The organism is Pseudomonas sp. S3_A09, from assembly GCF_054668065.1.
In genome coordinates this window covers 3,190,959-3,203,965 of record NZ_CP162752.1, presented here as the reverse complement: position 1 = coordinate 3,203,965, position 13,007 = coordinate 3,190,959, and the positions used below count along the sequence as shown (strand labels likewise).

The window sequence follows — 13,007 nt, the reverse complement described above, 5'->3', positions numbered from 1 at the left end:
GTGACCACCCCATGACATCCGGGCTTTTTAGAAGTGCCCAGCCAGGTCATGCAACTGGCGCTCGGCGTCGGCATAGGCACGTTGGAATACGCTCTTGTCCGACTCTTCACCTTCGGCAGCAATCACCCGCACATCCTCGATACCGATATAGCCCAGTACCGTGCGCAGGTGCGGGTCGGCATGGTTCATCCATTCAAACTCGCCACCCGGACCAAAGCCATTGCCGCCCCGGCTGGTGATGATGAGTGCACGTTTGCCCTGGAGCAAAGGCTGATACTGCGCGATGCCCTGGCTGTCTTGAGTGATATCAAAGGTCAGGCCCATGCGCACGATCTGATCAATCCAGGCCTTGAGGCCGCTGGGCACGCCGAAGTTGTACAGGGGCATGGAAATCACCAGGATTTCGTGGTCAATCAACTCTGCGACCAGTTCATCGCTCAGTTGCAGGTCGGCCTTCATCACCTTGGGCATGGATTGCGGTTCGGGGTAGAAATTCGCCGCGACGAACGCTTCGCTGACGTGAGGAATCGACGCTCGACCCACTTCGCGCCGCGTGACCTGCGCGCCAGGGTTGGCGGCCTGCCACACGTCGAGAAAGGATTCGGCCAGGCGCCGCGAGTGGGAACGTTCGCCACGGGGGCTGGCGTGGATAACTAGCATTTTTTTCATCTGTATGACCTTCGCGAGTTAGACTCAGACGGTCTGGATAGCCGTCGTTCTTAAGCGCAAATCTAGAGTCGCTGGGTACTTCCGACAAATGAGCAATAGTTGATCCGGATGAATCCATTTCATCCATGGAGCTGAAATGTTTGCCTCGCTACCCCTCACCGCGCTGCGCACCTTTGAATCGGCGTCGCGCCTGCTCAGTTTCAAGGCTGCCGCCCAGGAACTGTCGGTCACACCCACGGCGGTCTCCCACCAGATCCGCAGCCTGGAAACCTGGCTGGGGGTGCCGCTGTTCGAACGTCTGCCACGCCAGGTGCGCCTGACGGAGTGTGGCGAACGGCTGTTCCACAGCGTGCACGGTGCCCTGCTGGACGTGGCGCAAAGCCTCGACACCCTGCGCCCGCAACGCAGCACCGGGCACCTCACCGTATCCACCACGCCAGCCTTCGCCGCCTTATGGCTGGTGCCACGGTTGGGACGGTTTTACGCCGCACACCCTGGTATCAACCTGCGCCTGGATACGCAGTGTGAAGTCGTCGACTTGCAGCAAGATGCCAGCGTCGATCTGGTGATCCGCTATAGCCTCGATGACTACCCCAACCTCTATGGTTTGTGCTTGTTCGATGAATCTTTTGCGGTATACGGCTCCCCCGAGCAGGTGGTGCTGGCCCAAACGCAAGCTCCCACACTGATCAGCGTGCGCTGGCACAACTCCAAGCTCTACGCGCTGGGCTGGCAAGCCTGGTGCGAGAAGGCTGGGGAACGCTGGTTGCGGGACGCGCCGATATTGCGCGAATACGACGAAGAGCACTACGCGCTGCAAGCAGCCATCGCCGGTCAGGGCCTGGTCCTGGCCAGCAACATTCTGGTATCGGAAAGTCTGGCTTCGGGGTTACTGGTGCCTTACCGGCCCCGGATCAGCGTGGACGGGGCGGGTTACAGCGCGTTGTGCGTACCGGGCCGCGAGCGCCATCCGCCAGTGCGAGCATTCTTCCAGTGGATGCAGGAGGAAGTCAGGCTGTCCGGTCACGCCTTGTAAAATCCGATAAAACTTTTTGTGTTGCGCGGGACTCACAACTTGGAGCGATCACGCCGGCAGAGCGTGGCGCAAAACCGGATTAGTACCAGGAGATTGAGATGACCGAAGCAAACTTGACTGACGTTGCGACCCTGCGCAGCCGCGCCCGCCAGAACGTCGAGAACGGTGCCGTGACCGAAGGCTACGATGCCGACCGCGAAGAAATCATTCGCCTGCTGAACGCCTCGCTGGCCACCGAGCTGGTCTGCGTACTGCGCTACAAGCGCCACTACTTCATGGCCAGTGGCATCAAGGCTGCAGTGGCCGCGCAGGAGTTCCTTGAGCACGCCACCCAGGAAGCCGAACACGCCGACAAACTCGCCGAGCGTATCGTGCAGTTGGGCGGCGAGCCGGAGTTCAACCCGGACCTGCTGTCGAAAAACTCCCACGCGCAATACGTGGCCGGCAAGGACCTCAAGGAAATGGTCTACGAAGACCTGGTCGCCGAGCGGATTGCCGTCGACAGCTACCGCGAAATCATCCAGTACATCGGTGATAAGGACCCAACCACGCGCCGTCTGTTTGAAGAAATCCTGGCTCAGGAAGAAGAGCACGCCGACGACATGGCGGATATTCTCGAAAGCCTGTAGGCCACCCTCGATAGGCGCCGCCAAAAAAGCCCCAAGGGGAGCGACCGCTCCTACTTGGGGCTTTTTTATACGCAATCACTGCGATAGAAACGGGCATCTACCTGTTAGCGTTGACAGTAGACGAGTTACCGTCAACAGGGCTAATGGATATTTCCCTTCAGGCTCCTGCATATCAGACGCGATTTTCATCCCTACCGGAGGCTAGCCTTTTACTGTTTTCGGCGCCTTGCCTTCCTTCATCTGCTGCAGCAACGGCGCGCACTCATTCGGCTCACCACCACTCGGCGCGACCAATGCCAGCAACCCGGCCGCCGGGCCGGCAACCACACCCAGCGCAACCATGCCCGCCCCCCGCAATGCCAGCGGAATGGCTTTCACACCCGCATTGGGCTTGATGAACGGCCCGTTGACGTACAGCGGTGAGCGCAGGGAGAACAGGCGGAAGCCTTTGGATTCCGGATTGATGGTCAGGTCCAACTGTTCCGTGGCCATGTTCGCCGTGCCCTCGATGTAAATAATGGCGTTCTCGGTATCGAACACAAACAAACGCGTGGTCGCCAGGCCTGTCTTGATACCGAAGTCCGCCGCCGCGCAGTTGATCTTCACTTCCTTGTCGCCAAACAGGCGGCCCACCACGTAGTTGCCCACGTTGAGCCCGGCGATTTCCATCAGGCCACGGCTAATGGCGCCGTCGTTGATCAGCATCTTCAGGTCACCGTTTGAGGTGCCCAGGAGTGCCGCCACGGAGTTGCCACGCCCGGAAATGTCGGCATCGCCGTTGAGTTCACCGAAGCTGGTTTTCATCGGTTCGAAGGTCGGGAACAGCTGCTTGAGCTTGAAGTTGCGCGCAGTGAGTTTGGCGCGACCTTCCATTGGCGTGATACGGCCGTTGAGGCGAATCTGCGCGTCCAGCTTGCCGCCGGCGACGCCGAAACGCAGGGGTTCGAGGCTCAGCTCGCCATCATTGAGCACCAGGTGGGTGTAGAGGTCGGTGAAGGGCAAATCGGCACTGTGCACGATGCGCTTGCCGGTGAACTCCACATCGGCATCCATGACACGCCAGCGCTCGGTGCGAAACTCTTCCACCGGCAACACTTTGGTCGCCGGTTGTTTGCTGTCACCGCCACGGGCTTTTTGTTTGGCGTTGGAGTCGGCGCCGATCAGCGGTGCGAGGTCGGTCATCAGCAGTTGGTTGGACACCAAGGCGCCACTGAGCTTGGGCCGTGGCTGGCTGGCGACGTAGGCGAGGTTGCCGTGGATGTCGCTGTTGCCGATCTTGCCGTTGAAATTTTCATAGCGGAACGAAGCGCCGTTGGGCTCGTGCAGCTTGGCGATGAGATGACCGTCGGTGGAATAGGCTGGCGAATCTGGCAGGGTCACGCCGGTCAGTGGGTAGAGATTGCCCAGACTGGAACCGGCGAGTTTCAGGCGCAGGTCGAGCGCGCCGAGGTTCATCGGGTCGGTCAGCGTGCCGGCCAGGGCGATGCGGGTGTCGCCAATGTTGACCTGGGCTTGCAGCGGGAACGGCTTGGCCGCGTCCTGCAGGGCCAGCAGGCCACCAATCTTGCCGCTGCCGTCGAGCTTCTGGCCGTGGTACTGACCTTTGACCTTGAGGCCGAACGCATAGTCCTGCGGGGCGGAGCCTTTTTCCAAGGCCTTCTTGGCATCAGCGTCGCCGACGATTTCGCCGAAGGGAATGGGTTTGCCCAGCGGGTCGATGATCACATCCAATTGAGTCTTTAGAGTCTGGTCGTCGAGGGTCACGTGGCCCTTATCGAAGCCGATGGCACCGATGTCCACCACCCAGTTGGAAGGCTCGGCGTTTGGGTCCTTGGGGTCGAACTTGAAGGTCCAGTTGGCGCGGCCATCGCTCAGGCGCTGCAATTGCGCGCTCGGCTCGGTGAGATCGATACGCGGGATCACCACACGCTGCACCAGCAACGCCAGGGGAGAAATGCGCAGTTCCACCTTCTTGAGGGTGACCATCTGCGGGTTCTTCGACCAGTCCGGGTTGCCCAAGGTCAGGTCTTCGGCAATCACATGAGGCCATGGCACCCAGGCGCGCCAGCCGCCTTCATCGGGTTCACGCGCCCACACCACCGCCAGGTTGCCGTTGATGGCAAATGGCCGATGCAGTTCTTCAGAAACCTTGGCATTGAGGGGCGGCTTGATGCGGTTCCAGTCAAAGAACACCAGGACCAACACCGCCACAGCGATTAACAGAGCGAAGCTGGCGCAGCTCCAAGCGACAATTTTACGAGTGCGCGTCATTGCACAGGACTCCTGAATACGACTGGCTGGGTGACAGCCTTTTAAGACAGTTTATAGAACTCCGACTGGCAAACCGCCTGGGGGTTTAACCCAATCCCCGATTTGCCTGGAAAAACCTCAATTTCTGACCAACTCGACAGATTCGGCCTACGACGGCGCACCATTGTTACCCACGAACGTGTCGAAAATACCCACCCCGGTGCAAAACCGCGTGCTTGAGAGGCCCGTTCTAGAGCCTCTGCCTAGAACAATCAATTCTGTTGATTATTACCATTGTGTTTATGAACTTTTATATCGACTTATCGAGAGTAGCATTAGCCCTGTACCCACTTTATCGCCCTCCCAAGGAGCAACCCATCATGAAACGCCAACTACTCGCTACCGCCCTGTTATCTATCCTGGCTTCCAGTGCCTTCGCCCTGCCAGCCGCCGAACAGGCCACACCCCAAGTCAAAGCTGACGCCGTTCATTTCAGCCAGACCGTCGCTCGCAGCGGTTCGCAAGAAGACGAGAACCGTGACTACGCCAAAGGCGCTGTCGCTGAAAATGGTTCGGAACACGCCAACAAACGCGCTTACACCGAAGGCCTGACCGAAAACGGCCGCAACCGCCTGGAAGAAAAAGGCCTGGTTGAAGGTGGTGCTGATCGCCTGCTGGAGCGCAATGCTGTTGCCGAAGGTGGCCGTGATCGCCTGGAACAGAAAGGTCTGGTCGAAGGCGGTGCAGAACAAGCCAACAAACGCGCCTACACCGAAGGCGTTGCTGAAGGCGGTGCTGACCGTCTGCAAGAACTGCATCAAGCACAGAGCTAACCCCGTGGTGGCCGAGAAAAAAGCCCGATCTGTCGATCGGGCTTTTGCTTTCCTGTAGATCGCGTCACGCCCTTCCCCGCCAAGTTCGACGCCAACAGAACTGTTTTGCTAGAGTGCGTCGCTGTACTCGCCGACAAAGCCCGCCCGCCCATGCTGCCCCGCGCCGAACAGAAGCAACAGACCCGCCTCGCCCTGATGGACGCAGCCCGCCATCTGATGGAGTGTGGCCGTGGGTTTGGCAGCCTGAGCCTGCGCGAAGTGGCAAAAACGGCTGGTATCGTGCCCACCGGTTTCTATCGGCATTTTGCCGACATGGACCAATTGGGACTCGTGCTGGTGAGTGAAGTCGGCCAGACCTTCCGCGCCACGATCCGTCTGGTGCGCCACAACGAATTCGTGATGGGCGGCATTATCGATGCCTCCGTGCGGATCTTTCTCGACGTGGTCTCGGCCAACCGTTCGCAATTCCTGTTCCTGGCCCGCGAGCAATACGGCGGCTGCCTGGCGGTGCGCCAGGCGATCGGTGCATTGCGTGAAGACATCACCCGCGACCTGGCGGCCGACCTGACGCTCATGCCAAAACTGCAGCACCTGGATGCCGAAGGTCTGCATGTGATGGCCGACCTGATCGTCAAAAGTGTGTTCGCCACCCTTCCCGACATCATCGACCCACCGGCCCAGGCGCTGCCTGAACACCTCACGCCCCAGGCAAAAATCACCCAGCAATTGCGCTTTATCTTTATCGGCTTGAAGCACTGGCAGGGTTTGGGCAGCACCGAGTAAAGCCATCACCCTGCCGTGTGGAAACGCTTGGCGGTGGTGTAATTCTTGTTCCAGTAGCTGTTGCTCAATGAGTCGATGCGGATGTGCTTGCCTGCGCGGGGTGAATGGATAAATTTGCCCTCGCCTATATAAAGGCCCACATGGCTGACTTGTCCGCCCCCATTTCCTTTGAAAAACACCGCATCACCCGCCTTGAGCGCATTGCGCCTGATAGTGGCTGCTGTTGACCGCTGCATGGCCGCAGTGGTGCGCGGTAACTGGATATTGGCTTCGGTCTTGAACAGATAGACCAGCAGGCTGCTGCAATCAAAACCCTGGTCCGCCGAGGTGCCACCCCACTTGTAAGGCGTACCCAGCAGTTCGTGGGCGCGGTCGACCACATCCTCGATAGACGCTTGCTTCAGCGAAGTGCTGAAGGACGGATGGGACTTCAAATTCGCGGAAGCCGATGAAAGCGCGAGAGATAGGCTGACAATAACCAGGCAACAAAATGATTTGAACATGATGAACGTCGCAGTGAATTAAACACGGCGCACAGCCTAATGATCTCGCAGGTAAGGTGATGAACGCCGATTCCCCATAACGTGTAGGGAAAATCCGAAAATGCCCATCACGCGTGCAACACGCAACATTGCGCACCATTTTGGCGCACGTCGAGCATTTTTCCTCGCCCTGTTTAGTGGCATGCCGCGCTTGCCTACAGGCAATTCCTACTCCCCATCGAGGTTGGCAAGCCCCTTGCTCTAGCTGCTTCATCGCTCATAGCTGGAAGCTTCCTGATGCTGGTGATCCACCGCCGAATCGCCCCCCAAGCCCTCTGGGCCGCCGAGTTGCTGCTGAACTTCGAAGCCCGCAGCAAAAGCCGCCTGCGCTGTTTCAGTGCCGACGGTGAAGACGTCGGCCTTTTCCTGGAGCGCGGCCAGCCACCGCTGCACGATGGCGAATTCCTACAGGCCGAGGACGGACGAGTCGTACGCGTGTGCGCCCGGCCTGAACACCTGCTGCACGTCACCTGCAGCAGCGCATTTGAACTGACGCGTGCGGCGTATCACCTGGGTAACCGCCATGTGGCATTGCAGGTCGGCGATGGCTGGTTGCGCCTGCTCGATGACTATGTGCTCAAGGCCATGCTCGAACAACTGGGCGCGCAGACGGCAACCATCGAGGCGCCGTTCCAGCCGGAACATGGCGCCTACGGCGGCGGACACCACCACTCGCGCCATGGCGATGAAGATTTCAACTACCCGCCCAAGCTGCACCAGTTCGGCGTGCGTCTATGAACCCAGCCTGGGCGCTGTTGCGTCTGGCCAGTCCGCAATTGCCGATTGGCGGCTACAGCTATTCCCAGGGCCTGGAAATGGCGGTGGAGAACGGTCGCGTCAGCGATGCTGCCAGTGCGCGACGCTGGATCAGCGATCAGTTGCTGCTCAACCTGGCGCGCTTTGAAGCCCCGGTGTTACTCGCCCACTGCCAAGCGGCGGTCGATGCTGACTGGCCGCGTCTGACCCAGCTGTGCGAGGCACATCGCGCCAGCCGTGAGACCCGCGAGCTGTATCAAGAGAGCCGGCAGATGGGCTACTCCCTGCAACAACTGCTCAACGGCCTGCCGGAACTGGATGAAGCCGCCCGCGCCGTCCTTCAAGCGTGCCCCGAACCGCATTTGGCGTTGGGCTGGGCCCTGGCCGCACGCGCCTGGCACATCAGCCCCGCCGATGCCCTCGCCGCCTGGCTGTGGAGCTGGCTGGAAAACCAATTGGCCGTGCTAATGAAAACCTTGCCCCTCGGCCAGCAAGCCGCCCAGCGCCTGACCAGCGAATTGCTGCCGTTGCTGCAACAAGCCCAGCAGGACGCCAGTCGCATCGACCCCCACCATTTCGGCAGCGCCGCGTTCGGCCTGTCCCTGGCATGCATGGCCCACGAGCGCCAGTACAGCCGCCTATTCCGTTCCTAGGAGAAAAGCACATATGAACACCCAACCTTTGCGTGTCGGTATCGGCGGCCCGGTGGGCTCCGGCAAGACGGCCCTGACCCTGGCCTTGTGCCTCGCGCTGCGTGATCGCTACAACTTGGCGGTGGTCACCAACGACATCTACACCCGCGAAGATGCGGACTTCCTGGTGCGCAACCAGGCCCTCGCGCCGGAGCGCATCATCGGCGTGGAAACCGGCGGCTGCCCGCACACGGCGATCCGCGAAGACGCCTCGATCAACCTGGAAGCCGTCGACCAGCTCAACCGCCGCTTCCCTGGACTCGACCTGATCCTGGTGGAGTCCGGCGGCGACAACCTCTCGGCCACCTTCAGCCCGGAGCTGTCGGACCTGACCATCTACGTGATCGACGTGTCCGCCGGCGACAAGCTGCCACGCAAGGGCGGACCTGGCATCTGCAAATCCGACCTGCTGGTGATCAACAAGATCGACCTGGCGCCCTTGGTCGGCGCGTCGCTGGAGCTGATGAACAGCGACACCACCCGCATGCGCAACGGCAAACCCTTTGTGTTCAGCAACCAGAAAACCGGTGTCGGCCTGGAGGACATCGTCGCCTTCATCGAACGCCAAGGCTTGCTGACCGCCGCCTGATCAACCCTTAAGGAACCTGTCCATGAGCCTCAAGAAACTCTTCACCGCCGCCGCCCTGCTGCTGGCCCCAGCCCTGGCCTTCGCTCACCCTGGCCATGGCGACAACGGCCTGGTGGCCGGTATCAGCCACCCCCTGAGTGGCATCGACCACTTGCTGGCGATGGTCGCCGTCGGTTTGTGGGCCGCCCAACAAAAAGGCGCCGCCCGTTGGGCCCTGCCCTGCACGTTCGTCGGCACCATGTTGATAGGCGGCGTACTGGGTTTTGAAGGCCTGGCGTTGCCGGCATTGGAAAGCGGGATTGCTGCGTCGGTGCTGGCCCTGGGTCTGGCGGTGGCACTGGCGGTGCGGCCGCCGCTGTTCATGGCTGTGGGGGCGACGGCGTTGTTCGCACTGTTCCACGGTGTGGCCCATGGCCTGGAGCTGCCGGACATGTCCAGCCCGTGGGCGTATGCCGCAGGGTTTGTCGGTGCAACCGCTGTGCTGCACGCGGCCGGTTATGCCGTGGTGCGCTTTCTGCCGGCGGCAGCGGCGCCGTTGGTGCGGATTGCCGGGGCAGCTTCGGCGGCGACTGGGGTTTGGTTGCTCGCTGGCTGATTTGCAGCGCTGCTGAAGGCTCCTTCGCGAGCAAGCCCGCTCCCACAGTTGACCGAGTACATCCTTGAAATACGGTCCAGATGTGGGAGGGGGCTTGCCCCCGATAGCGGTAGACCAGACACCACCGAACCCAAGCCTGATACCATGCGCGCCTACACCCCTGCCGTGACGACGCCAGCCAATGCCCAGCGCTTCCCAACCCTCCTTGAACACCGTGCTTTCGCACTTCCACAGCCTGATCGTGCCGCTCTGGCAAGGTCCGGGCTGGAATGCCGAACTGGCATTGCCCTATGAGGCGCTCGACGCCGATCATCGCCCTCTGCCCCCGCAACGCTACCGCGCCATGGCCTGCGCCCGGCAGTTGTACCTGTTTGCCAGCCTGATCGACGAGCCCGGCGCAGCCTTCGCGCAAGAGCGTGCAGCGGCACTGTTCCGGTCCCTGCAACGGCACTTCCACGACGCCGAGCACGGCGGCTGGTTCTACAGCATCGACCCGTCCGGCCAGCCGCTGGACAAGCGCAAAGACCTCTACACCCACGCCTTCATCATCTTTGCCTGCGCCCATTACTGGGCCAAGGTGCGTGAGCCGTTGGTGGAATCGGTGCTCAATGCCGCTCTGGAAGTCGTTGCCAAACGGTTTTCCACAGGCGACGGCCTGTACGAGGCCGTATTGGAGCGCAACTGGTCATCGCTCAAGTCCGGCCCGCTGCAAAACCCGCTGATGCACTTGGCCGAAGCGCTCCTTGCCACCCTCGCGGTACGAGCAGACGCCGAGGTGCAAGCCGCCCTGCTGGGGCTGGCGACGGCCATGCAGCGGCGTTTCATCGACCGTCAACACGGCGTGATGATGGAAAAACCGCTGGGCGCTGTGGATAACTGGTTCGAGCCGGGGCACCAGTTCGAATGGTTCTTTTTGCTGGAGTCTTCGGAAGTGCTGCGGGGTACGCCGCTGCATGCGTCCCTGACCCGGGCTTTCGCCTACGCGGAACTCAAGGGTGTGGATAACGTCAGCGGTGCGGTCAGCGGCATGTTGGCGCTGGACGGCACGGTCCGCGACGGCACCCAGCGTATCTGGGCCCAGGCCGAGTACCTGCGGGCACTGACCTTGCGGCCGGACAGCGAAGCGCTGCTGCAACGCCAATTGCTGGCGTTGCAACGGCACTTCCTGCATGCAAAAGGCTGGAATGAATGCCTGGATGCCAAGGGCGTCGTGAGCCGACGGGACATGCCGTCGACCACGCCATATCACTTGGCGACCTGCTACCAGGGCCTTATGCAATCCACTTGCGATCTCCGGTAAAGCTGATCGTCAGCCAGCGCGCCGCATCCGGCGTGCCGAGCCCTGTGGATATCTCTTCACGCAGCCCGTCCAGGGTCGCAACGTTATCCACCGGGTAATCCGCCGGCAACACCACATGTATCTCGATAAACCGTGCCCGTCCGTGCTTTTGCACGTAGGACACATAGTCGTCAAAACCATGCCTGGCCTGGGCCGCATCCATCACTTCGCGCACCTTGTCGTCCAACTGGTCCGGAGCGATCCCCAGTACCTCGCGCAAGGCCGGGCGCAGGATCTTGAACGCTGGCGCCAGCATGCTCAAGGCCAGCAGGATCAGGATCAATGGGTCGACATACACCGCCCACTCGCCATAGCCTTGGGACTTGAGCAACAGTGCCGCGAGGAAACTGATCAGCAAGCCCACCGACAGCATCGCGTCCACCAGCCAGCTGATGTTGTCGAACTGGATCAGCGATGATTTCAGCTGGCGATTGCGATAACGCACGTAGAAGAAGTAGGCGAACTCGACGACGGTAAACACCGCCGCGTAGATGATCACCAGCCCCAACTCGATCTCGCGGCCGCCATTGATAATGCCGAACACGCCGTTGAGGAACGCATAGATGGCGATCAGCAACAGGAAACTGCCTTCGATCAGCAGCACCATGGGCTCCAGATGCCAATAGCCGAACTGGAAACGTTCGTTGCTTTTCTTCGCGATCAGCTTGGCCGTGATCAACATCAACACCTTGATGGCGGTGGCGATCAGCGAGAAAAACCCGTCGAACAGAATGGATTGGGCGCCGGATACCACACCCGTGACAATCCCGGCGATCGCGACTGCGAACATCAGGATGGTCGATTGTTTGAGCAGTGCCTGCTCACCTCGGTTACTCACATTTCCTCCCGTCAAAACCTTAAATCCGCACGGTGCGGAGGGGTTTTACCGGGTGGAGTGTACCTTATGTCGTGTTTTGGCCGATTTGGCGCCATCGCCGGCAAGCCAGCTCCCACCTTTGACTGTGTGAATACGCTCAAATGTGGAGTTGGCTTGCCGGCGATGCGGGCGAAGCGGTCTTAAGCCTTGGCCCCACGCTCGATCGCAAAGCCAGCCCAGGTCTGGCTCACCGGCATCAACTCCAACCGGTTGATGTTCACATGCGCTGGCGTATTCATGACCCAGAAGATCGTGTCTGCAATATCCTGCGGCTGGATCGGCTCGGCCCCCGCATAAGTCGCGTCATACCGCGCCTGGTCACCGCCAAAACGCACCAGCGAGAACTCGCTCTCGCACAAGCCCGGTTCGATATTGGTTACCCGCACGCCAGTACCTTGCAGGTCACAGCGCAGGTTCAGTGAGAACTGCTTAACGAACGCCTTGGAGCCACCGTACACGTGGCTGCCCGGATACGGGTAATTGCCAGCAATCGAGCCCAGGTTGATGATGCCCGCGCCGCGACCGTGAGCGATCAAGCGAGGCAGCAGCAGGTTGGTGGTGGTCAGCAGGCCCTTGATGTTGGTGTCGACCATGGTTTCCCAATCATCGAGGTTGCACTTGGGCGCAGGGTCGGTGCCTACGGCCAGGCCGGCGTTGTTGATCAGCCCGCGCAGCGTGGCGAACGACGGCGGCAGGTTGGCGATCGCGTCTTCCATGCCTTTGCGATCCCGTACGTCCACCACCAGGCCGTGCACTTCGGTTTGCTTGGACAGCTCTTCGACCAGCGCATTCAAACGCTCGGCACGACGGCCGGTGAGCACCAGTTTCCAGCCGGCTTCGGCAAAACGACGGGCGCAGGCTTCGCCGAAACCTGAGGTTGCGCCAGTAATAAACAGCGTGTCGGACATGGTGTTCTCCTTGCGGGCATCGGGAAAAAATCAGCCAGCAGAATGCCCTTACGCCGCGATTGCGGCAACCGCTAAGCACACAACTTGACACTGGACTGATCACTTTTTAACCACGTCACGCAAAGCCATACAGACCGTGGCTTGTAGCCATATGCGCGCAGGTTATCCACAACTGCGCCCACAGTCTTTGGGGGCAACTACACAATGCTTCAGGCCTCTATTCATAAGGGCTACAGGCGGTTTTAGAAAGTTTTTTGCTTGACCTTGGCCGGGGCGTATGTAGGCCCGTCGCCCCTCGAAAAAACAGAACGATGGCTCCAGGCCAGTCATTCCGGCCTCTGCGGCCGTCTTTCCAGAGTTTAGTCACAGACTTATCCACAGGCTGGCGAGACATATTTCGGTCATATACCTGTGTCTATAAACAGGTTGACAAAGACCTCTACCGGTTGCCAAAAACCAGCTGATCAAAAAACAACCGTCGCGCTACAAGCCACGCGGTTATTGGCTTT

14 protein-coding genes are annotated in these 13,007 nt (G+C 60.3%); 9 read left to right on the top strand and 5 right to left on the bottom strand.

All coding sequences use genetic code 11. The features are described from left to right. Window positions 1-27: 27 nt before the first annotated feature. Window positions 28-669, bottom strand: a complete 642-nt coding sequence (locus AB4N92_RS14950) for an FMN-dependent NADH-azoreductase (RefSeq protein ID WP_021493231.1) — start codon at window positions 667-669, stop codon at window positions 28-30. 136 nt (window positions 670-805) lie between these two features. Here AB4N92_RS14950 and AB4N92_RS14945 point away from each other — a divergent pair, with 136 nt between their 5' ends. Together AB4N92_RS14945 and AB4N92_RS14940 are read left to right on the top strand one after the other, a co-directional pair. Further along, window positions 806-1,705, top strand: coding sequence for a LysR substrate-binding domain-containing protein (locus AB4N92_RS14945; RefSeq protein ID WP_021493232.1), 900 nt, complete (start codon window positions 806-808; stop codon window positions 1,703-1,705). Between the two features lie 98 nt (window positions 1,706-1,803). Then, window positions 1,804-2,334, top strand: a complete 531-nt coding sequence (locus AB4N92_RS14940; RefSeq protein WP_010213553.1) for a ferritin-like domain-containing protein — start codon at window positions 1,804-1,806, stop codon at window positions 2,332-2,334. Window positions 2,335-2,535: 201 nt separating this feature from the next. Here AB4N92_RS14940 and AB4N92_RS14935 read toward each other — a convergent pair whose 3' ends face one another. Further along, window positions 2,536-4,605 carry an AsmA family protein gene (locus AB4N92_RS14935; protein ID WP_010213555.1) on the bottom strand — a complete coding sequence of 690 codons (2,070 nt, stop codon included), beginning with the start codon at window positions 4,603-4,605 and terminating at the stop codon, window positions 2,536-2,538. 359 nt (window positions 4,606-4,964) lie between these two features. Here AB4N92_RS14935 and AB4N92_RS14930 point away from each other — a divergent pair, with 359 nt between their 5' ends. Continuing rightward, the gene (locus AB4N92_RS14930; RefSeq protein WP_021493233.1) at window positions 4,965-5,417 is read left to right on the top strand and encodes a hypothetical protein; all 453 of its coding nucleotides are present in this window, start codon (window positions 4,965-4,967) and stop codon (window positions 5,415-5,417) included. 150 nt (window positions 5,418-5,567) lie between these two features. Next, on the top strand, window positions 5,568-6,200 hold the full coding sequence (locus AB4N92_RS14925; protein ID WP_010213557.1) for a TetR family transcriptional regulator: 633 nt from the start codon (window positions 5,568-5,570) through the stop codon (window positions 6,198-6,200). Between the two features lie 5 nt (window positions 6,201-6,205). Here the strand turns inward: AB4N92_RS14925 and AB4N92_RS14920 are convergent, their stop codons facing one another. Further along, window positions 6,206-6,703 (bottom strand): C40 family peptidase, encoded by a 498-nt coding sequence (locus tag AB4N92_RS14920; protein ID WP_021493234.1) that lies wholly within the window; start codon window positions 6,701-6,703, stop codon window positions 6,206-6,208. Between the two features lie 276 nt (window positions 6,704-6,979). Here AB4N92_RS14920 and ureE point away from each other — a divergent pair, with 276 nt between their 5' ends. From ureE to AB4N92_RS14895, 5 genes are all read left to right on the top strand, one after another. After that, window positions 6,980-7,480: an urease accessory protein UreE gene (gene ureE, locus AB4N92_RS14915; RefSeq protein ID WP_010213559.1), complete on the top strand. Its 501-nt coding sequence runs from the start codon at window positions 6,980-6,982 to the stop codon at window positions 7,478-7,480. After that, a complete protein-coding gene (locus AB4N92_RS14910) occupies window positions 7,477-8,151 on the top strand; it encodes an urease accessory protein UreF (protein ID WP_042570867.1) in 675 nt (224 codons plus the stop codon). The genes ureE and AB4N92_RS14910 overlap by 4 nt, the downstream gene beginning before the upstream one ends. 13 nt (window positions 8,152-8,164) lie before the next feature. Continuing rightward, a complete protein-coding gene (gene ureG, locus AB4N92_RS14905) occupies window positions 8,165-8,779 on the top strand; it encodes an urease accessory protein UreG (protein ID WP_010213562.1) in 615 nt (204 codons plus the stop codon). Between the two features lie 22 nt (window positions 8,780-8,801). After that, on the top strand, window positions 8,802-9,374 hold the full coding sequence (locus tag AB4N92_RS14900; protein ID WP_021493235.1) for a HupE/UreJ family protein: 573 nt from the start codon (window positions 8,802-8,804) through the stop codon (window positions 9,372-9,374). Window positions 9,375-9,555: 181 nt separating this feature from the next. Continuing rightward, window positions 9,556-10,674, top strand: coding sequence for an AGE family epimerase/isomerase (locus AB4N92_RS14895; protein ID WP_236266913.1), 1,119 nt, complete (start codon window positions 9,556-9,558; stop codon window positions 10,672-10,674). Here AB4N92_RS14895 and AB4N92_RS14890 read toward each other — a convergent pair. Together AB4N92_RS14890 and AB4N92_RS14885 are read right to left on the bottom strand one after the other, a co-directional pair. Further along, window positions 10,646-11,551, bottom strand: coding sequence for a cation diffusion facilitator family transporter (locus tag AB4N92_RS14890; protein WP_021493237.1), 906 nt, complete (start codon window positions 11,549-11,551; stop codon window positions 10,646-10,648). The genes AB4N92_RS14895 and AB4N92_RS14890 overlap by 29 nt on opposite strands. 179 nt (window positions 11,552-11,730) lie before the next feature. Beyond that, window positions 11,731-12,498: an SDR family oxidoreductase gene (locus AB4N92_RS14885; protein WP_010213568.1), complete on the bottom strand. Its 768-nt coding sequence runs from the start codon at window positions 12,496-12,498 to the stop codon at window positions 11,731-11,733. Window positions 12,499-13,007 lie beyond the last annotated feature (509 nt).